Here is a 22,512-nt window from a genome sequence, read left to right as displayed (position 1 = left end):
GTTGAGTGCCAGGTCGGGACGGTGAGGCCGGGTTCCATCGACACCCTCGGTCGTCCGTCGCGGGCACCGCACCTGGCCAGCGTACTTTGGGGCGATCCAACCTGTGGTCGTCTCGTGTGTCAGCCATAGACATGTGGAGGATCTCAACGCAATGGCCAAGACAATTGCGTACGACGAAGAGGCCCGTCGCGGTCTCGAGCGGGGTCTGAACGCCCTCGCCGACGCTGTCAAGGTGACGCTGGGCCCGAAGGGTCGCAACGTCGTGCTCGAGAAGAAGTGGGGCGCCCCCACGATCACCAACGATGGTGTGTCCATCGCCAAGGAGATCGACCTCGAGGACCCGTACGAGAAGATCGGCGCCGAGCTGGTCAAGGAAGTCGCCAAGAAGACGGACGACGTCGCGGGCGACGGCACCACCACCGCCACCGTGCTCGCCCAGGCGCTCGTGCGTGAGGGCCTGCGCAACGTCGCGGCCGGCGCCAACCCGCTTGGCCTGAAGCGCGGCATCGAGAAGGCCGTCGAGGCCGTCACCGCCAAGCTGCTCGACACCGCCAAGGAGGTCGAGACCAAGGAGCAGATCGCTGCCACCGCCGGTATCTCGGCAGGCGACTCGTCCATCGGTGAGCTCATCGCCGAGGCCATGGACAAGGTCGGCAAGGAAGGCGTCATCACCGTCGAGGAGAGCAACACCTTCGGTCTCCAGCTGGAGCTCACCGAGGGCATGCGCTTCGACAAGGGCTACATCTCCGGTTACTTCGTGACCGACCCCGAGCGTCAGGAAGCGGTCCTCGAGGACCCGTACATCCTGCTGGTGTCGGCCAAGATCTCGACCGTCAAGGACCTGCTGCCGCTGCTGGAGAAGGTCATCCAGGCCGGCAAGCCGCTGCTGATCATCGCCGAGGACGTCGAGGGCGAGGCCCTGTCGACCCTGGTTGTGAACAAGATCCGTGGCACCTTCAAGTCCGTCGCCGTCAAGGCTCCGGGCTTCGGTGACCGTCGCAAGGCCCAGCTGGCCGACATCGCCATCCTCACCGGTGGCGAGGTCATCAGCGAAGAGGTCGGTCTGTCGCTGGAGACCGCCGGTATCGAGCTGCTCGGTACCGCGCGCAAGGTCGTCATCACCAAGGACGAGACCACCATCGTCGAGGGCGCTGGCGACGCGGAGGCCATCAAGGGCCGCGTTGCGCAGATCCGCACCGAGATCGAGAACTCGGACTCGGACTACGACCGTGAGAAGCTGCAGGAGCGCCTGGCCAAGCTGGCCGGCGGTGTCGCGGTGATCAAGGCCGGTGCCGCCACCGAGGTCGAGCTCAAGGAGCGCAAGCACCGCATCGAAGATGCCGTGCGCAACGCCAAGGCTGCCGTCGAAGAGGGCATCGTCGCCGGTGGTGGCGTCGCCCTGCTGCAGGCCGCCCCCGCGCTGGACGGCTTCAGCGGCCTGTCGGCCGACGAGGCCACCGGTGTCAACATCGTGCGTGTCGCGCTGTCGGCCCCGCTGAAGCAGATCGCCTTCAACGCCGGCCTCGAGCCCGGCGTCGTCGCCGAGAAGGTCTCCAACCTCCCCGAGGGCGAAGGCCTGAACGCCGATTCCGGCGTCTACGAGAACCTGCTGGCCGCCGGCGTTGCCGACCCGGTCAAGGTCACCCGTTCGGCCCTGCAGAACGCGGCCTCCATCGCGGCCCTGTTCCTCACCACCGAGGCCGTCGTCGCCGACAAGCCGGAGAAGGCCGCCCCCGCGGGCGACCCCACCGGTGGCATGGGCGGCATGGACTTCTGATCCCCCCGGATCACTAGTTCCCGCAAGTCACGAAGGCCGGTCCACTCCCGAGTGGACCGGCCTTCGGTCTGTCCGTAGGGAGTGGAAAATGACGTTCGCCCGCACGGCCCGCAAGTACTGGGTGTTCTGTGTACTGGTGGGGATCATCTGCGGCTGGCTGATCCTGTCGGGCCTGCTCGGCCTGCTCGACGACACGGTCACCTGTCACACCTGGAACATCTTCGTCCTGGATTTCTCCAGCTACGACATGAGCCAGGGCGACACGTCGTGCTCGATGTCGAAGTCCGGTGGCAACTACGCGGACGTGAAATTCTTCAACAACACAATGGACTGGGTGAAGGTCATCATCGGGGCGGTACTGCTGTGGGCGAGCTGCTCGGGCCTGAACGACCTGGCGAAGAAGGAACTCACGCCGCCCTCCGACGAGTAGACCGACTCGCTGTCGACGGCGTAACCCGGTGGTGCGGGAGCTGTCTCACCCCACCGGCGTCAACCGCAACCGCTCCGCGAGTTCGTTGAAGATGTAGAAGTTGGGGATGGTGCCGACGGGGGTGAGGGAGCGCCAGGTGCCGGTGAGTTTGAGGCGGATGTGGCCGCTGCGGGCGTCGATGAGCTGGATGTTCTCCCACGGGAAGGATTCGCCCTGGAAGTGGAGGGCGTCGAGGGAGAGGCCGACCTCGCCGAAGGTGACGGTGCCGCCGTTGTCGATGGCGGTGACGGCGGCGGGGAGTTGGGTTGCGGTGACGGCGGATTGGATGGCGCGGGCCCATTCGCGGGCGCGGGCGAAGCCTTCTTCGTCGATGGTGGCTTCGACACCACCTGGTCCGGTGAGCGCGAGGTAGTAGGACACCGCCGTGGTGTCGTGGAAGGGGATCATCTGCTGGCGCACTTCGGTGCTGTCCCAGCGGAATCCGGCGACCCGCTGGCCGGAGCGGTAGACGGTGACGCCGTGGTCGAACAGGTCGATGCGGGCGGCGCGGTTCTGCCGGTTGAGGATTCCACGACGGAAGGCCAGCAGGACCGGGAGCGCGGCGATCACCAGCAGGGCGACACCACCCTGCCAGGCGCCGACGGCGCCGCAGATGACGCCGATGGTGGCGAAGGTGCCCCCGATGATGCCGCAGCCGCGGACGAAGGTGTCGTCGGCGGGCATGGCGAGGAACGTGTCACGGTGCGCGCCGAGGTGCTGATACTCCGACATCAGGTGTATCAGCTGCGTCAACGGCACCCTATGCCGGACTTCGGCTACGTCCTCCGGACTGTTCGGAGTGATCACTCGTCCCTCCATGAGGCGTCTTACATCCGCGGCGAAGCGTATTCGACGAGGCCGATTACCGCCACTGGTGGGTGAATAATGATAGCGGCCATTCCGGAATCGGCTGCTACGCGGGGTGAAAGCCGCTGTAGAGGGGACTGATTCAGCGCTGCGGATCGAGCAGCCGGGAGACCACGGCGTCCACCAGTTCGTCGGTGGCGGGCAGGGTCTGCGGCGCGATCCTGGCCAGCTGATTGAACCCGTGATAGATGCTGACGGCCACGCTCGCGCGAGTGTAGGCCTGCGGATCGGGCACCCCGAGCAGCCGCAATTGCGCGGCGACATAGTCGATCCGGCGTTCGGCGACCCGGCTCATCGCCGCGGCGACGGCGGGCTGATCCACCGAGGCGAGCAGCGCGAGATCTTCCCTGCCGTGCGCGGCGTACTCGATGACATGGGTGAACAGCTGCCGCAAACGTTCAGCGGGCCCTGGCAATTGATCCAGCTCGTCGATGACATCCTGCGTCCCGCGCTGCTCCCACCGCGCGAGCACAGCCTCGACGAGCGCGGCGCGATCCTTGAAATGCCAGTAGAAGCTGCCCTTGGTCGCCCCGAGCCGTTTCGCCAGCGGTTCGACCGCCACCGCGGCCAGCCCGCCTTCGCCGAGGGCGTCCAGCGCGGCCTGCGCCCAGTCGTCGGCGGTGAGCCTGCGCCCGGCGGACTTCGCGTTCTCCTCTCGCGGCATTCGCATACGCTACCGTATGGTCAATTCCATACGGGAAAGTATGGAGGTCTGACCATGCCGATGCTCGACTTCGTCGCCTCGGTGCGTATGGCAGGCGGCCGGACGTCGCTGTGCGGAGCACCTGTTGGCCACCAACGCTTCCCCGCGTCGCCAACCGGTTCCGCGGTCCCGCGAGTCGATGCGGTACGCGGCCTGGCAGGTCAGGCGATCGGGACCACGTCGTCGGGGTCGGACAGGTCGCCGTCGTCGGACAGGTTGTCGTCGCTGGTGCGCAGGATCTCCTCGATCGCGTTGCGTAGGTCGGTATAGCCGTCGGTGGCGAGGTAGGTCAGGATCTCGGACCGATGCTCCGGCGAGGGGTAGGCCGCGGGGTCGGTGCTGACGCTCTTCATGAATTCGCACATGAACAGCGCCGTGATCGCGCCCGGGTCCAGCACCTCGAGGATGTTGGTCTTGCGCAGTGTGGAGAACAGCTGCAGGGGATTGTCGACCCGGCCGGACAGGTCGACCATCCGGTCGTCGACGTGGTCGTCGACGAGGCGCACGACCACGCTCCACTCGTGCAGCCGATCCGCCTGTCGGGCAAGCCAATCGGCGGCGCATCTGCGTAGCACGGCGGTGACCTCGGGGTCTTCGAGCCAGTGGCTGCCCGCGGGCCCGGCGAGGATGTCGCAGGCCACGATGGCTGTCAGGCGGTCCCGCATGTACGAGTCGCCACTGCACCGCTGCAACTCGGCGTAGAACTTGACCGGATCAGCGGCACGGCGGATCGTGGAATCCAGATCGGGAACCGTCGGATCGACTACGAGCTCTACTTCGTAGACGAGTTCGGGCCGGTCTCCCGGCGTCGTGTTGCTGGCACTCATCTGAGACCTCAGCCTCCTCACTCTTCGCGTGGTTCGGAGCGCCTGGCGGATAGGCCAGGCTGAGAGACCACGATACTGCCACACGGTGCAGATGTGTTCATCGACTCGACATGAACCGCTTCGCAACTCGCGCATCCGACAGGTTCCCCGACACGCCGGTGTCCTCAGAGGTTTTTTACTATCCTGCGCGAGCACGAATGCCTACACTGTGTGTTAAGGAATATGAACACACACGGTGCGCTCCGGTTCGATATGATTCACCCGTTCACTAATGAACACCGACGTCCAGTAGTAGTTGGCATCGCATCGCGAGGGGTCGCACCCTCGCCCACCCTGTCGGAATCAGGGTGGGCGAGGAGCGGATGCCACGACCGACAACCAGGAGATGAGCCATGGCCAATATGACCTTCACAGTGCGGATCAGCCCGCGCGACCACGAGCTGTTGACCAGCCTCGCGGCCATCCGCAACCAGAGCGTCGCGGAGCTCTCGCGCGAACTCCTCTCCGACGGCATTCGCAGACTTCTCGATCCGGAGGAGATCGAGCGTCGCATAGCGGCTGAGCGTGCTCGGCTACTCGCCGCCGCCGCGGAGCTTCGCGCTGACGACGCCGTACCTTCCGCGGTGGCCGACGTCGATGATTCGGCCGCGAAGGCCAAGTCGTCGGTCAAGGCCTCCGCGACAACGAACTGATATTCGTATCAATATTTGAACCACCCTGGCCGAGGTTCCGAGTGCGCCTACCACCCGGAGCGATCGACCGGAGATCTGAGAAAGAGCCGCCGGGCGAGAAATCGCCGGCGGCTCTTTTCGCGTCGGTCAGTTCGTGTGCATACGTTTGAACACGTTTGAGCACAGTCGGTTCTTGTGCAACGTGTGCACACGGGTACAGTGGCCATCGATAGGCAGATCGGTACTCGTGGAAGGACCTTCATGACCGACAACGCCAGCGGCGCCACCACACCCCCGCCCCCCGCTCCGCCGGTCACCGCCGAGGATGTGGCCCGCATGCTCCAGGCCGCCGAGGACGCCACCCGGCTGCTCCGGGAGGTCCAGGCCGCCGGCCGCCGCCAGCAGACCCGCGCGTTCGCCGCCGGCTTCGCAGGCAGCTCCGTGGGCAGGCTCTTCGGCAAGGCGGGCGAGAAGTGGCTCGACCGCCTCGACTGGTTCGGCCTGGTCTGACCGCCTGGTCCGGCGGCCGCGAGTATCTGTGCGGCGCAATCGAATACGACGAAGGCCTGTACCGACATGGTGCGGGCCTTCGTCGTGTCCGGGGCATAACGCACCGCCCCGGCGCGGCAGACGAACCGAACGGTCTCGATAGTCTGGACAGGTGCTATTTCTGGACGAAGGCTCGCGCACCGGCCCGGTGATCGTGTTCGTGCACGGCATACCCGGTTCGGTCGACTGGTTCGCGGCGGTCGCCGAACGGCTGACCGGCGACCACCGCGTGATCCGGGTGGATGTCCACGATCAGGGCGCGGAATCCGGTGACTTCACGGCTGCCGCGCGCAGCGCTCCGATCGCCGCGCTGCTCGACGAGCTGGACCTGTCGCAGGTGACTGTGGTCGGTCATTCGTTCGGCGCGGAGATCGCTCTCGAACTCGCCGGCTCGCCGCGGGTGGCGCGGGTCGTAGTGGTCGGCCAGGCGCCGGACTATCACATCGCTGCGATCCCGTCCGTGGCGAAGTGGGTGGTCCGGCCATGGTCGGTCCGGCTGGCGCAACGCTGGACGCCCGGCCTGGTGATCCGGCTGGCCAACCGGACCGTGTTCGCGCCGCGCTTCCGCTACGCCTCCGCGCCCGGCCTGGCCGACGCGATGGTTCGGGACTTCCGAACCGCGGTGCCGGGCGGTCTCGCCTATGCGGCCGGTGCGCGAGCTGACGACCTCGCCGCACATCCGCTCGACGAGCGGGTCGCCGCACTCGACCTCCCGGTCCTTGCCGTGCACGGCAGGCACGACTACCTCTACGACAGCACGGCCACCCTGGACCGCTACGCCGCGGCCGGCGCGCGCACCCACCTCGTCGAGCACGCGGGTCACTCGCCGCAGATCGAGCAGCCGGACGAATTCGTCGCCGTCCTCAGGGAATTCGTCGACGGGGCCTGACTCAGAACCCGTCGACCGCCGACACCACGAACGTCCCGGGCGAACCCGCATCACCCATCGGCCCACCCTTGTCGAACTGTGACGACACGATCAGCGCCCGATCGCCCGAGTGCACCATCGTCGTGGGGATATTCAGTGCGGGATCATGGAATTCGCGATCACGCGTAGCGGCGGTACCGCGGTCGGTGACGGTCCAGCGGCTGACAGTGTTCTCGGTGTTGTGGACTACCCACAGCGTGTTGTCGCGCAGTTCCATGCCGTCGCCGTGGCGCACGTCGCCGCCGGTCAGCGCGACCTTGCGGATCGGCTCGGCGCCGGTCAGGTCGATCCGGTACAGCTCGCCCGCCGACATCGCGACGACGAGCAGATACGTGCCCGCCTGATCGGCGACGATCCCGTTCAGCTCGAAGGTCTTCGCATCGCGCGGTCCGAGCACCGGGCTCAGGTCGTAGGCGACCCCCAATTCACCATGGCCCGAGGCCATCTGGTCTGGAGTGACCCGATAGACGACATTGCGGACACTGTCGGTCAGATAGCCGCTCCCGTCGGCACCGAAGTCGAGATCGTTGACGAAACGCGGCGCGGCGCCCGGCACGTCGAACCGGGCCAGCAGCGCGCGGGAACCGGTGTCGTACACCGCGACTCCCACGCCCGAATCGATCACCCACAGCCTGCCGTCCCGGTCGACCCGCACTCCGTTGGCCGTCTTGCGGCCGTCCGCGCCCGCGGGCAGGAACACCTCCGCGCGCTCGGCGCCCGCGGCCGCCCGGTAGACCGTGCCGTCGGCGAACGAGCCGACATAGCTGTCGCCGGAGCGAGCGTCCAGTGCGATGCCCTCGGGATACACGGCATCGCCGGGCAGCTCGAAGGCGGTGCTCAACGCCGGCGCGGTGTCGGTTCCGCACGACGTAGCGGACAGGCAGGCGACGGCCAGTGCGATGGTGGCGCTGGTCCTGATCATGATGAAGCCTCTCAGTGATGTAATGCCAGACATCAAGTGATGGGCAGAAATGTAGATTAGAGCTCTAATGATCGTCAAGGGCATTACATGATGACGGACGGATACCATGCACGCATGACGTCCATGCCCGCCGCCGAGAGGCTCGGCACGTATATCAAGCGCGCCGAGCAGTCCCTGATCGCGGCGAAGACCGCCGCGCTGAAGCCGGCCGGGCTGACCGTCCCGCAGTACAGCGCCCTGCTACACCTCGCGGAGAACCCCGGCATCTCCGCCGCCGCGCTGGCCCGGCTGGCTGGGGTCACGCCACCGACCATGAACACCGTCCTGACCAACCTCCAGGACCGTGGCCTGGTCGAGCGCACGCCGCACGAATGGCACAAGAACGTGCTCGAGACCCGGCTGACCGAGGCGGGCCGCGAGGTGACCGCCGCGGGTGACGTGCGCGCGGTCGCCGTGGAACGCGATCTCGCGGCGCGGTTCACCGCCGAGGAACTGGCGACCGTGACGGCGCTGCTCACGCGGACGGCGGAGGCGCTCGACGAGATCCGCGCAGACCTGCCCTGACAGTCCGGCAACGCCGAGAGCCCGCCGGATCATCCGGCGGGCTCTCGGGGTTTGTGCAGGTCAGCGCTCTGCGACAGCCTTGACCTTGCTGAGGGTTTCGTTCATGCCCGCGACCAGGTCGGCCTCGAACTTCTCCTCACCACCGAGGGCGACCTTGATCGTCCCGCGCAGCCACGCCGGCACGCCCTTGACGGGGTCGACGGTGCGGGTTTCGACAACGCGGGTGCCGGTGGCGGTCGGCTGGAGCTCGTAGCGCCACACCGTGCGGTTCTCGTTCATCCGGAACGCGAAGGACTTGCTTGGCTCGTAGCTCACGATGCGCGAGGTGGTCGGGTACACCTTCCAGCCGACCTTGTTCAGATTGACGGTGTAGGCGCCGTCGCGGACCCCACCGACGGCGATCATCTTCAGCGTGGTCGGGCTGAGCTCGGGCATGCGGCGCAGGTCGGCCAGGATCGACCACACCTTCTCCGGCGCTGCGGCGATGTCGATGCTGGCTTCGAGATTGTTCGGCAACGGTGCCTCCGGTGGGTGTGACGGACTGTCACGCACAGCATAGGCATCGTCGACCAGGGGATCTTCCGCCCGTGGTCGGATTTTTCGCAACCTGGTCGCAACACTGTTCAAAAGTTCTGCGCCCGAATAATTTTCGTTCGACGGTCACGAGTTCCAGCTTCGAGCCCCGGCTTGCTGGGCGGCAACCCTCCATCGGGGGCGGGGTGCTCCGGGTGACGACCGGATGGCGGGGAGTTCCCACCCGCCATAAGCGTCCTTCTGGAGGTTCTATCCATGTCTGTTGTCCAACTCGACTCCGCCACCCGTGCCCCGGAAACGGTGGCGACCACCTTCGTCGTGGTCGCCGACCGGTTTCTCGGAATCTCCGCGGACGACCGGGTGCACACCGTGTCGGGACTCGTCGCCCTGTTGCGCGGCGGCCGTCTCACCGATCGGGAGTTGACGGTGCACCTGGGGCAGGGCATCACCCGGCACGATCTCGATTACCTCGAGCATGTCGCGCAGACCGCCGGGGCCCGGCTGCGGGTGGTCGGCGAGATCGCCGAACCGGCCCGCCGCCATCACGTGCACAAGTACCAGCATTCCAATGTGCTGTTGGCCGGGCTGACCAGGGAGAACGAGAACGTCTTCCGCGCCGACCTGCGCCTCGACAGCGACAACGAACTGCTGCTCGACCATCAGACCGGTGAGCACGTGCAGGGCATCGTGGTGATCGAGGCGGTGCGCCAGCTGTTCCTGGCCGCGTTCGAACTCGAATACGGCGTGCGCAGGCCGCAGGAGCACTTCTACATCGTGTGGAACAACGTGGACCTGCGGTTCACCTCGTTCCTGTTCCCGCTGCCCGCGACCCTGCACGCCCGGCTCACGCCGGTCTCGGTGGACGATCCCGGCAAGCTGCAGTTCGTCATCGAGACCGAGGTGCGTCAATTCGGCAAGACCGTGGCCGGCTCGCGCATCGAGTTCACCGCGCTGCCCAACGACCGCATCGCGCAGATCGAGCGAGCCAAGGCGGCCAAGGCGGTCACCGCGCACCTGGCGGAGTCGGCATGAGCGTGGCGTTCTTCGATGTCGACGAAACGTTGATCACCGTCAAGAGCATGTTCGCGTTCCTGCGGCACTGGCTCACCGAGCGCGGTGACGACGGCAGCGAGTACGCGCGCATCACCGGCGAGATCAAACAGCTGGCGGCAGCGGGCACTCCGCGCGAGGAGATCAACCGCCACTACTACCGGATCTATCGCGGAGTCGAGTACGCCGCGCTCGATGAGTCGGGGCAGCGCTGGTTCGACACCTTCGCCGCGGATGGCGCGCCGTTCTATCTCGATACCTTGGAAGCACTGCGCGCACATCATGATTCAGGCGTTCGCACCGTCCTGCTCTCCGGATCGTTCGCACCGGCGATCGCTCCGGTGGCCGCCGCGGTCGGTGCCGATCACATCATCGCCACCGAGCCGGTGCTCGACGAACACGGCTCGCTGACCGGCGAGGTCCACCGGCCGATGATCGGCGATGCCAAAGGCGAAGCGGTGGTGGCCTACCTGCGCGAACACGGCATCAGCCCCGACGACACCTGGGGCTACGGCGACCACAGCACCGACCTACCCTTCCTGTGGATCGTCGCGCACCCCTTCCACCGCGGCGACGACCCGCACCTGCTGGCCGCCGCGACCGCTGCCTGGCGCAGACTGGGCGACCGTGTCGGCGACGCGAACGGCATCGAAATCTCCGGCGATCGAAAAGTGGTATCCACGTGGTGAAACGGCTCTACGACCTGACCCCGACCACCCAGGGTCCGCTCTACCCACCCAGCGAAATCGTGGACGCCGACGGCGATTTCCTCGTCGTCGGCTTCCTCAACGAGGCGGGCCCCGACGGCACGGTGACGCGTCGATGGGGACGTGCTGTCGTCGCGGCCGACACCCCGCTGCCCGCCTTCGGCGAGAACCTGCCGTACCGCGTGATTCGTGAACTCCCCGAGAAGCTTTCGATCGACGACGCGAATCTGGTCCTGCACACGCTGCCCTTGCCCCTGCCCGCACACAACTACCCGATGGTCTTCGCTCCCGACCAGCTCCCGAACGCGGGGGAGGTGGTGCGACCGAGCTACCCCTTCCACGAGGTGCCGATCCCGGACCTGCGCCCCGAGGACGGCCGCAAACTCACCGAACCGATCACCCTCGGCCGCTGGCTGGAAGCGCGCGGCACGGTGGAGGTCGCGATCAGCGACGACGAGCACCACGGCGAATTCCATTTCGAACTCAGCGGATTGATCCCCGATTCCCTCTACACGATCATGTCCTTGCGCTCAGGCGACCTGAACCCGGCCGCACCCACCCGCCCCGGCCCACTCGGTGTCCCCAATGTCTTCATCACGACCGCCGACGGCACCGCCACCTACCGGGCTACCCTCCCCAACCCCTTCCCCGACCCAGCCACCCCCGGCGCGAACCGCATCATCAGCGTGGTCGTCCTCTGGCAGAGCTACCAGCAGAATTATGGCGGCGCGATCGGCCACTTCGGCCTCGGCGGCGACATCCACGCCCAGCTCAAACTCCCCACCCCGACCTTCGAGGAGTTCAGAACCCGTCCCTGACCGGAGCGCGGCACCGTCACCCTCGCCGTGTCACCCAGGCTGGCAGCGCCTCCCGCGCTGCCAGCCATTCCTCCGGCACACCGCCCTGCGTCCCGATCCCCGTGCGCGCGGCCACGATTCCGCCGACGATCGCCGCGGTGGTGTCCGCATCCCCACCGGCCTCGACACACGCGGTGATCGCGGCGGGATAGTCGTCCAGGAAACTCGCCGCCGCCCACAGCGTGAACGGCACCGTGTCCTGCGCGCTGACCTGCGCTCCGTTACCCAGTTCGTAGGAAGCCTCGGCCACCGATCGGCCGAGGAGCTTCCTGGCGCGCCGCACCCCGCTCGCCGTCCGGCCGTCGACCAGATACGGCTCCACCGCGTCCAGCAGTTCCACTGGTGCACAGTCTTTTCCGCGATTCGCCGCCGCCCAGCTCGCCGCCACCGCGACAACCATCGCCCCCACGATCGCCTCAGGATGCCGGTGCGTCAGCTCCGCCGCCGACGCAGCCTCCGCCGCGGCCCGATCGAACTCCCCGGCGAAATACGCCCCGAGCGGCGCCACCCGCATCGCCGCACCGTTCCCCCACGAACCACCTCCGCCGAACAGCGCACCCGCCGCCTCAGCCCAGGGCCGGCCATCCCGAATCTGGTGCAGCACAGCAACTGTGCCGCCGCTGTATCCCCGATACGGCTCGCACCGATCGGCGAAAGTGGCCGCCAGCGCATCGCGGTCGATCCGCCCGCGCTCCCGCAACTCGGTGAAGACCGAACACGCCATCTCGGTGTCATCGGTCCACTCCCAGGGACCGGCGGGCGGCCGCCCGGCGAGAAGATCGGACACCGATCGCCCAGGTACGAAGAACTGAGCCCCTAACGCATCACCTACCGACAGCCCATCCAGGCTGTCCCGAGCTGTCTCGAATCGCTCCATCATGTGCGAGCCATCCTGCCAACTGATAGTGGTCACTGCAACCAGAACCCGTGCGCCGACCTCGCTCAGTCGTCGCTCTCGGACTCGTCGGGGTAGGCGAAGTCTTCGATGGTCCAGGGATCGGAGGGTTGATTGCGCCAGGCCAGCTTGCCGGGTGGCAGGGCTGCCAGTTCGGTGACGGCGGAGTCGGTATCCGCCACGTGCTGGATGTGGACGAGGGCCGCGGTGTCCGGGTCGAGCGGGTCGTCGGAGCCGTCGCCGATGATCCAGTCACCCTCGGGGTCGTGGACAACGACCAGTGCGGGGCGTTCGCCGGACGCGACGGTGTTGTAGACGCACGCGGCGAGATCGTCGGGGAAGGCGAGACCGTAGGACTCGGGTGGCGGGTCGCTGGGATTGCGATCGGGAAGCGCGGGGGTCGCGGTGCGCCACCGCTCGGTCACCGAACCGAGGTCGTAGAACCACAGGCCGTCGGCATGTCCTTGCGCGAGAGTGGCTTTGGTTTCCTCGATATCGCTGCTCGGCGGGACATTCAGCGCGACAAGGCCGGTGCGGCTGCCCTCGCCGTCGACCCCGAGCGGTTCGAAGGCGTCGAGGACCGCCTGGCGAACTTCCGCCCGCAGACATCCGTCGGCCGGGATGACCCGGATCGTGCAGTTCCCTGACGATTCGAGCACGTCTCCCGCCCACAGCACGCCGTCGTCGCCGGCCTCGACCGCGATGACATCGCCGCACGCGATATCGCGGGCATGAAACGGGATGTTGTCCAGCCGAACCCGGGTTTCGTCGACCCGCACCGCCCACATCCGCTCTGTCCCGAACGAATGCCACCCGGCCGGATCGTCCGGCAGCCGAAACACCACCCGGACGTAGTCGACCTCGCCGCTCTCACCCACCGTCATACCGGAGAGCATGCCAGGGCGCGCCCCTAAATCTGGAACAGGTCAGCACGTAATGCGGCATGCAACGGACGCAGTGCCTCGACCGACTACCCGAAGACGGCCGGTGACGGTGGGAGAAGAGCGGGCGGCGGTTTCCGTGATCAGTCCGAATTTCTCGGGTCGATGGTCGCGCTGTCTCGAAGACCCGGAAATCGCTGCACCCTTGTCGAGGCGAAAGCCAGTGCTGCTCCCACGAATCCGAGCGCGGCGATGACGAGTGCCACGGCGGTGAATCCGTTCCCGGCGACCAGGTTGGCCAGTTGTGGGCCCGCGCTGGCGCCGAGGAACAGGGCGAACGTGTACAGCGCGGTGGCCGCACCCCTGGCGTCACCTGCCTGGGCGGCGATCGCTTGGACGGCTGCGGGGGCGGCAGTGGCCACCGCGGCGACGAAGACGAAAAGCCAGGTACCGACCCAGATTCCACCCAGCGGGATCGCGGTGATTCCGGCCGCAGCACCTGCCGCGGCGAGAGCGCTGATCAAGCGCAGTTCCGGATTGATCGCCGCCAATCTGGTGGCAAGCAGGGGGATCGCGATCATGGCCGGGATCGCGCTGGCCCGTAGTGCGAGCAATGTGGCACCGTCGGCACCGATGCCGGCGGGCGGTGCCAGCTGGATGCCGGTGTAGATGCCGACGAAGGAGCCGAGGACGGCGAGGCAGCTCAGGTAGAGCAGGGTCAGGCGCGGGGTGCGCAGCAGGGTGGCGAACGCGGTGAACACCGTGCTCGCCGATGCCGTGGTCGCGCGCTTGCCCGGCTCGAGGACAGCGTGCAGAACCACCGCCGATAGCCCGAAACCCAGTGCGCCGGTCACGAATACCGCCCGCCACCCGAAGGCGTCGTCCACGAGCTGGGCCAGCACCTGCGCGATCACCCCCGCCCCGAGGAACGAGCTGGTCAGGCAGGTGAGGGCGAAGACACGGCGGGCGGGGGCGATGCGCTCGGCGAGGTAGGCGAAGGCGGCGGGGGCGAAGAAGGACGCGGTGAGTCCCTGGAGGATCCGGGCGGCGAGTCCGGCGCCGAGGGTCGGTGCGGCGATCACGACCAGCGTGGACACCGCTGTCGCGGCGAGGCCGCCCACGATCACGGGGCGGCGGCCCCACCGGTCCGACAGCGGCCCGGTCACCAGGAATCCGGCGCCGTAGGCCAGCCCGAACGCGGTGGTCGTCCAGGTCGCCGCGGCGCGGGAGGTGCCCCACGCCGCGGCGAGATCGCCAAGGACCGGGAGCACCACGTACAGCTGGCCGACGACGAGAATGCCGACGGCGCAGATCGTCGCGACGGTGCGCCCGGTCGGCGCCCAGGTCTCAGTAGTCGCCGGCGAGCTCACGCGCACGTTCCTGTGCCGCGGCGAAGCCGACCTGCGGGTCCTCGGTGAGCACGGTCGGGGCGAAGCGGATCTCGGCGACGTCCTTGACGCCGATGAACCGGAGCCAGTCCTGCACGAACGGGGTGGCGAAGTCGCTGCCGAACTGGATCGGCACGCCCGGCTGGTGCACGCCGCTGGTGTAGACGGTGACGGCGCGCTTGCCGTCGAGCAGACCGCTGTAACCGACCTCGGGATCGAAGCCGAACGCCCACCCGGGCTGGGTGACGATGTCGACGTACTGCTTGAGGATGTAGGGCACCCCGTGGTTCCAGATCGGGATGTTGACGACATAGAGATCGGCGGCGGCGAACCGGTCGAACACCGCGCGCGCCTGCTCCCAGGCGGCGACCTGTTCGGGCGTCTGCTCCGACCCGGTGAACACGGCCAGTTTGGCCGCGGCCGCGTCGGTGCCGAATTCGGGCAGACCCGCGTCGAACAGATCGAGCGTGTCGACCTGCAAGCTGGAATCCTTCGCGGCGAGCGTTTCGATGAAAGTCTGTGCGATGGCGCGAGATTGGCTGAATTCGCCGCGTGCGGAGGCATTGATGTGTAGCAGAGTGGTCATGGGGAATAGCAGTACCGAGGCCGCCGACCCTCGACAATGATTTGTCGCACGCTGCGCTGATCCTCGCCGTGCCTGCCCGGTCATTTGTCTCGAGCTGATCGCAACCAGCCGCGCCACCGATCACCGCAGCTAGAGCCGTATCCGGCTGTCCCGGAACATCATCGAATGCGATCGCACGCGTCGGATCCGTCGCTGACCTGCTGCTACATTTCGACCCACGGTCACGAGTATCAGCAGTTTCGAGCCCCGGCTCGCTGATCGGCAACCCTCGCTTGGCGGTGGGGTGCCCCGGGTGACGACCAGGCGTTCTCGAAAGGAGAGCGCAAGCGCTGAATGCCCGGGTTTCCGTGGCGTCCGGATTCGAAGGAAAATCATCAATGAGCAAGTTCTCGATCGGCTCGCGCCGTCGTTTCAAGATTGTGGCGGGCGCGCTGGCCGCGGTGAGTGTGGCGGCCGCGGTGGTCGGTTGCAGCGACGCGGGCGGTGAATCCGCGAACGGAACTGTGTATTTCGGCGTTTCCGGTCCGCGCACCGGTCCGTCCGCCGAGTACGGCCGGCTGTGGCAGCAGGGCTTCGACCTCGCCCTCGACGAGATCAACGCCGCGGGCGGCATCAATGGCCGCAAGGTCGAATTGAAGTGGGAGGACTCGCAATCCGATCCCAAGCAGACCGTGCCGATCGCCACCAAGTTCGTCGACGACTCCTCGATCATCGCCGAGCTCGGTGACTTCTCCTCGCCCGCCTCGATCGCCGCGTCGCCGATCTACAACCGCGGCAAGCTCGTCCAGTACGGCTTCACCAACTCCGCGGTGGACTTCACCAAGGCGGGTGCCTACTCGTGGAGCCCGTCCATCACCCTCGATGTGTTCCAGGAGCGCAATGCCGAGTGGGTGAGCAAGAAGGCCAAGAAGGTGTCGGTGGTCTATCTCGAAACCGACTGGGGCAAGCAGGCATTCCAGTTCTTCGAGAAGTTCGCCGAGCAGAAGGGCGTCGAGATCGCCTACTCCTCGCCGATCCTGCCCGACTCCACCGATGTGAAGCCGATCCTGATCAAGGGCCGCGAGGCGAACCCGGAGGCGTTCGTGCACCTCGGGTACGGTCCCGACGGCGCGCTGGTGGTCAAGCAGCTGCGTGACGTCGGCTTCACCGGTCAGTTCTTCGGTGGCCAGAACACCCCGCAGTTCATCTCGCTGGCGGGCGCGGCGGCCGAGGGCGACATCGTCAACGGCATCTTCAGCCCGGCCGATCCCGACCCGAAGGTGCAGGACTTCGTCACCAAGTTCCGCGCGAAGTTCAACACCGACCCGGGCGACTTCAACGTCTACGCCTACGACGCCCTGAATGTGGTGGTGCAGGCGGCCAAGAAGGGCGGGGCCACTCGCGAAGGCGTCCTCGATGGCTTGAAGACCGAAACCCGGTTCACCGGAATCGGGCTCGGCACTTTCGCTTTCGATCAGGAGACCCGGCGCCCGAAGGGCGTGACCCCGCGTGAACTGGTGCTGACGGGCGGAAAGTTCGTCCCGACCGGCAATCGCTGATGTTCGACACGCTCGTCGCCGGTGTGGTCCATGGCAATGCGTACGCGCTGCTCGCCGTTGGCATCACCCTCATCTTCGGCGTCACCAATGTCATCAACTTCGCGCACGGTGCCGTCTTCGCGCTCGGGTCGATCCTGGGCTGGTGGCTGATCGCCGAACAGGGCTTGCCGCTGTGGCTGACCATCGTGCTGGTGGTCGCGATCACCGCCGTGGTCGGCATTCTCATCGATGTCCTGGCCGTGCACCCGTTGCGCAAGGCACCCGCCATCGCGGCGCTGCTGGCGACGGTCGCGGCCGGGTTGATCATCGAGAACCTGACCCAGATCGTGTTCGGACCGGACACCAGACCGTTTCCGCAGGTATTGCCAACCAACAACTTCCAGCTCGGCGGTGTCCGTTTCGGCACCTCCGATCTGGTGATGTTCGCGATCACCCTCGCGGTCATGGTCGGGCTGGCCGGATTCCTGCGATTCAGCCGGTACGGCCTTGCCATCCGGGCCACCGCCCAGGACCCGGACGCCGCCGCGCAAATGGGGATCGGGGTGTCGCGCATTCAGGTGCTCGCCTTCGCGATCGCCGCCGGGCTGGGTGGTCTCGCGGGAATCTTTGTCGGCCTGTACAACTCGAACATCTCGCCGACCAGCGGCACCCTCGCCGGGCTCACCGGCTTCGTCGCCGCCACCATCGGCGGTCTCGGCTCGATTCCCGGCGCGGTGATCGGCGGCTTCGCGCTCGGCATTCTGGAGGCGTTCGGGATCTACGTCTTCGGCGACGGCTACCGCGACCTGATCACCTTCGGCGTGCTGGTGGCGTTCCTGATCCTGCGGCCCGGCGGCCTGCTGGCGAAGGTGCCCGCCATCAGCGCCGAACCGCTCACCGGCACGTTCCTCGGTGTCGGCAGGCAGCTCAGGGTGCGGTGGTGGCACGCGGTCGCGGCGTTCGCGGTGGCGGCGCTGATCGTGCCGCTGGTCGCGAACAACTACGCCATCGTGGTTGGCACACAGATCCTCGCCTACGCCATCATCGCGGTCTCGATGACACTGGTGGCTGGCTCGGCGGGACAGCTGGTGATCGGGCAGGCCGGGCCGATCGCGATCGGCGCCTACACCTCGGCGATCCTGACGGTGAATCACGACTGGCCGTTTCTCGCCGCGGCCCTGGCAGGCGGTGTGCTGGCCGCGGTGCTCTCCTCGATCCTGGCCGCGCCGCTGTGGAATCTGAACGGGCACTATGTCGCGATCGCCACGCTCGGCATCGGCATCGTGATCGTCGCGGTGATCCGCAACTGGGAGTCGCTCACCAGGGGCAGCTACGGCATCTTCGGGATTCCGGTGCCGAGCATCCTCGGCCACGAGTTCACCGAGAACATCGAGGTGTTCTGGCTGGAGCTGGTGTTCCTCGCGATCACCCTCGCGGTGGTGGTCGGGGTGCAGCGGTCCCGGCTCGGTACCGCTTTGCGGGCCGTCGGCGCCGACGAGGTCGCGGCCAGGTCATCCGGTATCCCGGTGCGCGACTACAAGGCGCTCGCCTTCGCGATCAGCGCCCTGTTCTCCGGGATCGCGGGCGCGCTGCTGGCCCACCAGTACAGCTATATCGACCCGACCGTGTTCAACCTGCCCATGTCCCTGCTGATCATCACCGTGCTCGTGCTCGGCGGCACCGGATCGCCGTACGGCGCGGTGCTCGGCGCCGCGGTGCTGATCGGTGTCCCCGAGGCGCTGCGGCTGGCGCCGGAGGCACGCATCCTGCTCTACGGCGTGGTGCTGCTGCTGATCATCCGGTTCCGTCCGCAGGGCGTTCTGGTGAGGAGTGAACGTGTCCCCGTCCCCACGTGAGCCCGTGCTCGTGGTCACCGGACTGCGCAAGTCCTTCGGCGGCGTCCGCGCGGTCGACGGCATCGAATTGTCGGTCGCACCCGGCGAATTCGTGTCGATCATCGGGCCCAACGGATCCGGCAAGACGACCACCGTCAACCTCATCTCGGGTGTGCTGCGCCCGGACGAGGGGCGCGTCGAGGTGGCAGGCACTCGGCTGCGGCCCGGCTCGCAGGAGGCAGCGGCGCGTGCAGGCATCGCCAGGACCTTCCAGAACGGCAGGGTGTTCGGGAATCTGACCGTGCGCGAGAACGTCGAGATCGGCTTCCACCCGACGGTCACCGCGGCAAGGCCGTGGCAGTCGCTGGCACGGATCCCGGTCCTGCGCTGGATTCCGCTGCTGGCCGAGACGGTGCTGGCGCTGGTGCCGACCCCGGCGGTGCGCGCGGAACGGCGCGCGACCACCGCTCTCGTGGATACCCAGCTGGCCAGGTTCGCCGAACGACTCGAACCCCGCGCCGAGCACAACGCCTACACCCTGTCCTACGCCAATCGCCGCCGCACCGAGATCGCCAGGGCACTGGCCCTGCGACCCACGGTGCTGCTGCTCGACGAGCCGGCCGCCGGCATGAACCAGACCGAGACCGCCGAGGTCGGGCAGCAACTCGCCGAGCTGAAAGCCGCAGGTCAGACCATCGTGCTCGTGGAGCACAAACTGGAACTGGTGAACGCGCTCTCGGACCGGGTGATCGTGCTCGACGAAGGCCGGATCATCGCCGAGGGCAGCCCGGAACAGATCCAGCGGGACGAGCGCGTCATCGAGGCGTACCTGGGGCGCCGCAGGGCGCGCGCCTCCGCCGCGAACGAGACAGGAGCAGAGAAGGTGACTGTCGGTGCCGAATGACGAGATTGCCACGCCCATCCTGGAATTCGACGAGGTGAGCGTGCACTACGGGCCCTCGCGGGCACTGGACAAGGTGTCGCTGACGGTGCGTCCCGGGGAGATCGTCTCGCTGCTCGGCGGCAATGCCTCCGGCAAGTCGACAACGATGAAAACCGCGCTCGGCCTGCTGCGCCCGAGTTCCGGGGCGGTCCGCATCGACGGTGTCGACGTGAGTACCAGCTCACCCGCGACCCGGATCGAAGCCGGTCTCGCCTCGGTGCCGGAGGCCAGGCGCGTGTTCCCGGCGATGACGGTGGAGGAGAACCTCTACGTCGGCGGCTATATCCGCAAGGAGCGGCGTTCGGTGCTGGCAGCCAGGGCCACCGAACTGTACGAGCACTTCCCGCGCCTGCGCGAGCGCCGCGCCCAGCAGGCGGGCACCCTGTCCGGCGGCGAACAGCAGATGCTCGCCTTCGCCAGGGCGCTGATGAGCAAACCCCGGCCGATCTGCATGGACGAGCCGACCATGGGCCTGTCGCCGCTGTTCGTCGACCGGGTGCTCGACGAGATCGCCCGGCTCAATACCGAATTGGGGCTGGCCATCCTGATCGTGGAACAGCAAGCCGAACTCGCGTTGTCGATCGCGCACACCGGCAATGTGCTGGCCGGCGGCCGGATCGTGTTGCGTGGCACCGCCACCGAACTGCTCGACGATCCCGCCATCCGCGACGCCTACCTGGGGAAGGTACCGGCATGAGCGAAGGTAAGCGGCTGGGGCTGTTCACCCGGCTGGTCCGCTATGACGACGAGCAGAGCGCGGCGAAGGTCTACAGCGATGCGCTGGAACAGATCGGCCTGGCCGAACGGCTCGGCTACGACACCGCCTGGGTCGCACAGCATCACGTCGACCCCGCCGAGGGCGGACTTCCGTCGCCGCTGGTATTCCTCGCCAACGCCGCGGCGCGCTTCGACCGGATCCGGCTCGGCACCGCCATCGTGACTCTCGGCCTGGAGGACGCGATCCGGGTCGCCGAGGACGCGGCTGTGCTGGACATCCTGTCCGATGGCAGGCTCGAATTGGGTTTCGGCAGTGGTGGTTCCAAGAGCACCTTCGCGTTGTTCGGCATCGCCCCCGAGGACAAGCAGCGCGTATACGCCGAGAAACTGGCGGCGATCACCGCGGCGCTCGACGGCGCGGACCTGGTGCCGGGCAGACCGTTGCACCCACCGGTGGCGACTTTGCGCGACCGCGTCTGGTACGCCAGCTTCTCCGTGGCCGGTGCCGTCCGCGCCGGTGCGGCGGGCGCGGGCCTGCTGCTCTCGCGCACCCAGCCGCGCGACGAAGGCATCCCGCTCGACAAGCTCCAGGACCAGCTGATCAGCGCTTACCGGCAGGCGCTGCCCCGGGGCGCGACATCTCGAATAGGCGCCTCCCGCAGCGTTTTCGTCGCCGACGACCGCGAAGACGCCCAGCGGTGGGCCCGGCGCGGCGCCCTGCGTTTCCTGGATCACCTGCGCACAGCGGGCATTCCGGAGGTGGCGTCCAGCGTCGAGGAAGTCCTGCGCGACTCCTACATCGGCACACCCGACGACGTCGCCGCCCAGCTGGCCGCCGATACCGCGGTCACCGCGGCCACCGATCTCATCGTCCAGGTCCACCCGATCGATCCCGACCAGCGCGCCGCGTTGCGATCGATCGAACTCCTCGCCACCGAGGTCGCCCCGCGACTCGGCAGGCCGGTCAGCGAAAGGGGCTCGGCATGAGCGTCGATGTCATAGATACGGTGCTCGGCGCCGAGGCGGCGGCCAGGGTCGCCCTCGTCCGCAGGAGCAGGCCCGCTGTCGTCGAACACACTCAGGGCGTGCATGATTCGCTGTTCGCGGGTCCTGGTGGTGTTGCCTTCGGTCCTGAGCGGCTGGCTCTCATCGCGACGCACGTAGCCGCGCTCGGCGAGGCCACCGCACTCGCGGCGCACTACGCCCGTCGCGCGGGAATCGCAGGTGCCAAACAAGATTCGGCCAACGACGCCAAGCTGACGGCCGCGCTGCGTCACGCGACCAGGCTCACCACCGCCCCGTCGACCAGCACCCGCGCCGACATCGACGCGCTACTGGCCGCCGGACTGACCGAGACCGACATCGTCACCGTCTCCCAGCTGGTCGGCTTCGTGAACTACCAGGTCCGCCTGCTGAAGGGCCTCGAACTGATCGGAGCGACACGATGACCGAGGTTCGCACGGTCGAGACAGCCGATCGCCCACTAGGTTTCACCCAGGAGCAGCTCGACTGGGTGCCCTGGGCCGAACCCATCGCACTCGCCGACGCCGACGAACAGCAGCGCCAACTACTCGAAGGCCAACGCGGCGAAAGCCCCTACTTCCGCCTGCTGGCCCGAAACCCCGAGGTACTCGCCCATCGCAGTGCCAACGACAAGGACATCTTCTACAGCAGGGAGGGCCTGACCCGGGCCGAGCGGGAACTCGCCGCGACAGTTACTTCCCGGTACAACAGATGCGAGTACTGCGCTTCGGTACACTCTCGTTTCACATCTCAGTTGTCCAAGCGCGCGGACGATGTGCAGCGACTGCTGGACGACGGGGTGACGGTACGGATCGACGAACGATGGGACGCGATCATCGATTTCACCGCCGCGCTGGCCGCGCAACCGCCACGGTCCGCGCACGCGGAACTGGCACGGCTGCGCCTGCTGGGCTTCGATGACGCCGACATTCACGATCTGGTGCTGTCGACCGCCTCGTTCTCGTGGGCCAATCGACTCATGTTGAGCCTTGGCGAGCCGGAAGTTCTTGGGGCTTGTGCGCAGTGACAAAAAAGTTCTATAAAATTCCTCTAAAACACTCCCTGTTCAGATTTGGCTCGGTATCGTCCGAGACGGCAAATGGCCAGTGACAACGTAGTCACAAAGCATCAACTTGGAGTGACACATGCTTTACAACATCACCGATGACAGCTCTGACGGCAACATTTTGACCCTCCTGCTCGGCCTGCTGACCAGCTCGCTCAGCAGTGGTTCTGCGCAGGCCTCGGGTAACTGAGCGGACTGTAGCCAACTTTCGGCTAACGCGCGGTAAGTCGGAAGGG

General features: G+C 67.1%; 25 protein-coding genes and 2 riboswitches. Of the genes, 16 read left to right on the top strand and 9 right to left on the bottom strand.

Annotated features, from left to right (window positions below):
* Positions 1 to 151: 151 nt before the first annotated feature.
* Both groL and ACWF82_RS29955 read left to right on the top strand, forming a co-directional pair.
* Entirely contained in the window at positions 152 to 1,777 is a 1,626-nt protein-coding gene (groL, locus tag ACWF82_RS29960; RefSeq protein ID WP_378845391.1) for a chaperonin GroEL, read from the top strand.
* 88 nt (positions 1,778 to 1,865) lie between these two features.
* Positions 1,866 to 2,207 (top strand): hypothetical protein, encoded by a 342-nt coding sequence (locus ACWF82_RS29955; RefSeq protein ID WP_452506593.1) that lies wholly within the window; start codon positions 1,866 to 1,868, stop codon positions 2,205 to 2,207.
* 45 nt (positions 2,208 to 2,252) lie between these two features.
* On the opposite strand, the gene ACWF82_RS29950 is transcribed toward ACWF82_RS29955, so the two are convergent.
* The 3 genes from ACWF82_RS29950 to ACWF82_RS29940 all read right to left on the bottom strand — a co-directional run bounded on the left by ACWF82_RS29950 (position 2,253) and on the right by ACWF82_RS29940 (position 4,643).
* Complete coding sequence (locus tag ACWF82_RS29950) at positions 2,253 to 3,005, bottom strand: DUF6585 family protein (RefSeq protein WP_452506611.1); 753 nt, start codon at positions 3,003 to 3,005, stop codon at positions 2,253 to 2,255.
* 190 nt (positions 3,006 to 3,195) lie between these two features.
* Positions 3,196 to 3,777, bottom strand: coding sequence for a TetR/AcrR family transcriptional regulator (locus ACWF82_RS29945; RefSeq protein ID WP_452506592.1), 582 nt, complete (start codon positions 3,775 to 3,777; stop codon positions 3,196 to 3,198).
* 200 nt (positions 3,778 to 3,977) lie between these two features.
* The gene (locus ACWF82_RS29940; RefSeq protein WP_452506590.1) at positions 3,978 to 4,643 is read right to left on the bottom strand and encodes a hypothetical protein; all 666 of its coding nucleotides are present in this window, start codon (positions 4,641 to 4,643) and stop codon (positions 3,978 to 3,980) included.
* A gap of 392 nt (positions 4,644 to 5,035) precedes the next feature.
* On the opposite strand from ACWF82_RS29940, the gene ACWF82_RS29935 reads away from it, so the two are divergent.
* The 3 genes from ACWF82_RS29935 (at position 5,036) to ACWF82_RS29925 (ending at position 6,752) form a co-directional block, all read left to right on the top strand.
* The gene (locus ACWF82_RS29935; RefSeq protein WP_452506588.1) at positions 5,036 to 5,335 is read left to right on the top strand and encodes a hypothetical protein; all 300 of its coding nucleotides are present in this window, start codon (positions 5,036 to 5,038) and stop codon (positions 5,333 to 5,335) included.
* Between the two features lie 240 nt (positions 5,336 to 5,575).
* Entirely contained in the window at positions 5,576 to 5,824 is a 249-nt protein-coding gene (locus ACWF82_RS29930; protein WP_452506586.1) for a hypothetical protein, read from the top strand.
* 151 nt (positions 5,825 to 5,975) lie between these two features.
* A complete protein-coding gene (locus ACWF82_RS29925) occupies positions 5,976 to 6,752 on the top strand; it encodes an alpha/beta fold hydrolase (protein ID WP_452506584.1) in 777 nt (258 codons plus the stop codon).
* Position 6,753: 1 nt separating this feature from the next.
* Here the strand turns inward: ACWF82_RS29925 and ACWF82_RS29920 are convergent, their stop codons facing one another.
* Complete coding sequence (locus ACWF82_RS29920; protein WP_452506582.1) at positions 6,754 to 7,713, bottom strand: SMP-30/gluconolactonase/LRE family protein; 960 nt, start codon at positions 7,711 to 7,713, stop codon at positions 6,754 to 6,756.
* A gap of 114 nt (positions 7,714 to 7,827) precedes the next feature.
* Here ACWF82_RS29920 and ACWF82_RS29915 point away from each other — a divergent pair, with 114 nt between their 5' ends.
* Entirely contained in the window at positions 7,828 to 8,277 is a 450-nt protein-coding gene (locus ACWF82_RS29915; RefSeq protein ID WP_452506580.1) for a MarR family winged helix-turn-helix transcriptional regulator, read from the top strand.
* 60 nt (positions 8,278 to 8,337) lie between these two features.
* On the opposite strand, the gene ACWF82_RS29910 is transcribed toward ACWF82_RS29915, so the two are convergent.
* A complete protein-coding gene (locus ACWF82_RS29910; RefSeq protein ID WP_452506579.1) occupies positions 8,338 to 8,793 on the bottom strand; it encodes an SRPBCC family protein in 456 nt (151 codons plus the stop codon).
* Between the two features lie 142 nt (positions 8,794 to 8,935).
* A riboswitch (SAM riboswitch) is annotated at positions 8,936 to 9,052 on the top strand.
* A gap of 14 nt (positions 9,053 to 9,066) precedes the next feature.
* Between ACWF82_RS29910 and ACWF82_RS29905 the strand changes: the two genes are divergently transcribed.
* From ACWF82_RS29905 to ACWF82_RS29895, 3 genes are read left to right on the top strand one after another with little or no spacing between them, the layout of a single operon-like run.
* Complete coding sequence (locus ACWF82_RS29905; protein WP_452506577.1) at positions 9,067 to 9,843, top strand: AfsA-related hotdog domain-containing protein; 777 nt, start codon at positions 9,067 to 9,069, stop codon at positions 9,841 to 9,843.
* On the top strand, positions 9,840 to 10,550 hold the full coding sequence (locus ACWF82_RS29900; protein WP_452506575.1) for an HAD family hydrolase: 711 nt from the start codon (positions 9,840 to 9,842) through the stop codon (positions 10,548 to 10,550). Before ACWF82_RS29905 ends, ACWF82_RS29900 begins: the two co-directional genes overlap by 4 nt.
* Entirely contained in the window at positions 10,547 to 11,386 is an 840-nt protein-coding gene (locus tag ACWF82_RS29895; RefSeq protein WP_452506573.1) for a hypothetical protein, read from the top strand. Before ACWF82_RS29900 ends, ACWF82_RS29895 begins: the two co-directional genes overlap by 4 nt.
* A 16-nt stretch (positions 11,387 to 11,402) precedes the next feature.
* Here the strand turns inward: ACWF82_RS29895 and ACWF82_RS29890 are convergent, their stop codons facing one another.
* From ACWF82_RS29890 to ACWF82_RS29875, 4 genes are all read right to left on the bottom strand, one after another.
* Entirely contained in the window at positions 11,403 to 12,302 is a 900-nt protein-coding gene (locus ACWF82_RS29890) for an ADP-ribosylglycohydrolase family protein (protein WP_452506609.1), read from the bottom strand.
* 65 nt (positions 12,303 to 12,367) lie between these two features.
* Complete coding sequence (locus tag ACWF82_RS29885) at positions 12,368 to 13,204, bottom strand: DUF4265 domain-containing protein (protein ID WP_452506571.1); 837 nt, start codon at positions 13,202 to 13,204, stop codon at positions 12,368 to 12,370.
* 140 nt (positions 13,205 to 13,344) lie between these two features.
* A complete protein-coding gene (locus tag ACWF82_RS29880) occupies positions 13,345 to 14,571 on the bottom strand; it encodes an MFS transporter (RefSeq protein ID WP_452506570.1) in 1,227 nt (408 codons plus the stop codon).
* The gene (locus ACWF82_RS29875) at positions 14,549 to 15,175 is read right to left on the bottom strand and encodes an FMN-dependent NADH-azoreductase (protein WP_452506569.1); all 627 of its coding nucleotides are present in this window, start codon (positions 15,173 to 15,175) and stop codon (positions 14,549 to 14,551) included. The genes ACWF82_RS29880 and ACWF82_RS29875 overlap by 23 nt, the downstream gene beginning before the upstream one ends.
* A gap of 219 nt (positions 15,176 to 15,394) precedes the next feature.
* Positions 15,395 to 15,510: riboswitch (SAM riboswitch) on the top strand.
* Positions 15,511 to 15,552: 42 nt separating this feature from the next.
* Between ACWF82_RS29875 and ACWF82_RS29870 the strand changes: the two genes are divergently transcribed.
* The 7 genes from ACWF82_RS29870 to ACWF82_RS29840 are packed head-to-tail and all read left to right on the top strand — an operon-like array spanning position 15,553 to position 22,237.
* Positions 15,553 to 16,713: an ABC transporter substrate-binding protein gene (locus tag ACWF82_RS29870; protein ID WP_452506567.1), complete on the top strand. Its 1,161-nt coding sequence runs from the start codon at positions 15,553 to 15,555 to the stop codon at positions 16,711 to 16,713.
* Complete coding sequence (locus tag ACWF82_RS29865; RefSeq protein WP_452506565.1) at positions 16,713 to 18,548, top strand: ABC transporter permease; 1,836 nt, start codon at positions 16,713 to 16,715, stop codon at positions 18,546 to 18,548. The genes ACWF82_RS29870 and ACWF82_RS29865 overlap by 1 nt, the downstream gene beginning before the upstream one ends.
* The gene (locus tag ACWF82_RS29860) at positions 18,529 to 19,431 is read left to right on the top strand and encodes an ABC transporter ATP-binding protein (RefSeq protein ID WP_452506564.1); all 903 of its coding nucleotides are present in this window, start codon (positions 18,529 to 18,531) and stop codon (positions 19,429 to 19,431) included. Before ACWF82_RS29865 ends, ACWF82_RS29860 begins: the two co-directional genes overlap by 20 nt.
* Positions 19,421 to 20,167 (top strand): ABC transporter ATP-binding protein, encoded by a 747-nt coding sequence (locus tag ACWF82_RS29855; RefSeq protein ID WP_452506562.1) that lies wholly within the window; start codon positions 19,421 to 19,423, stop codon positions 20,165 to 20,167. The genes ACWF82_RS29860 and ACWF82_RS29855 overlap by 11 nt, the downstream gene beginning before the upstream one ends.
* A complete protein-coding gene (locus ACWF82_RS29850) occupies positions 20,164 to 21,174 on the top strand; it encodes an LLM class flavin-dependent oxidoreductase (RefSeq protein WP_452506560.1) in 1,011 nt (336 codons plus the stop codon). Before ACWF82_RS29855 ends, ACWF82_RS29850 begins: the two co-directional genes overlap by 4 nt.
* Positions 21,171 to 21,635 carry a CMD domain-containing protein gene (locus ACWF82_RS29845; protein WP_452506558.1) on the top strand — a complete coding sequence of 155 codons (465 nt, stop codon included), beginning with the start codon at positions 21,171 to 21,173 and terminating at the stop codon, positions 21,633 to 21,635. The genes ACWF82_RS29850 and ACWF82_RS29845 overlap by 4 nt, the downstream gene beginning before the upstream one ends.
* The gene (locus ACWF82_RS29840) at positions 21,632 to 22,237 is read left to right on the top strand and encodes an alkylhydroperoxidase domain protein (protein ID WP_452506556.1); all 606 of its coding nucleotides are present in this window, start codon (positions 21,632 to 21,634) and stop codon (positions 22,235 to 22,237) included. Before ACWF82_RS29845 ends, ACWF82_RS29840 begins: the two co-directional genes overlap by 4 nt.
* Positions 22,238 to 22,512: the final 275 nt, after the last annotated feature.

It is taken from the genome of Nocardia sp. NPDC055053 (assembly GCF_053608285.1).
This window is presented reverse-complemented; position numbering and strand designations above follow the sequence as displayed.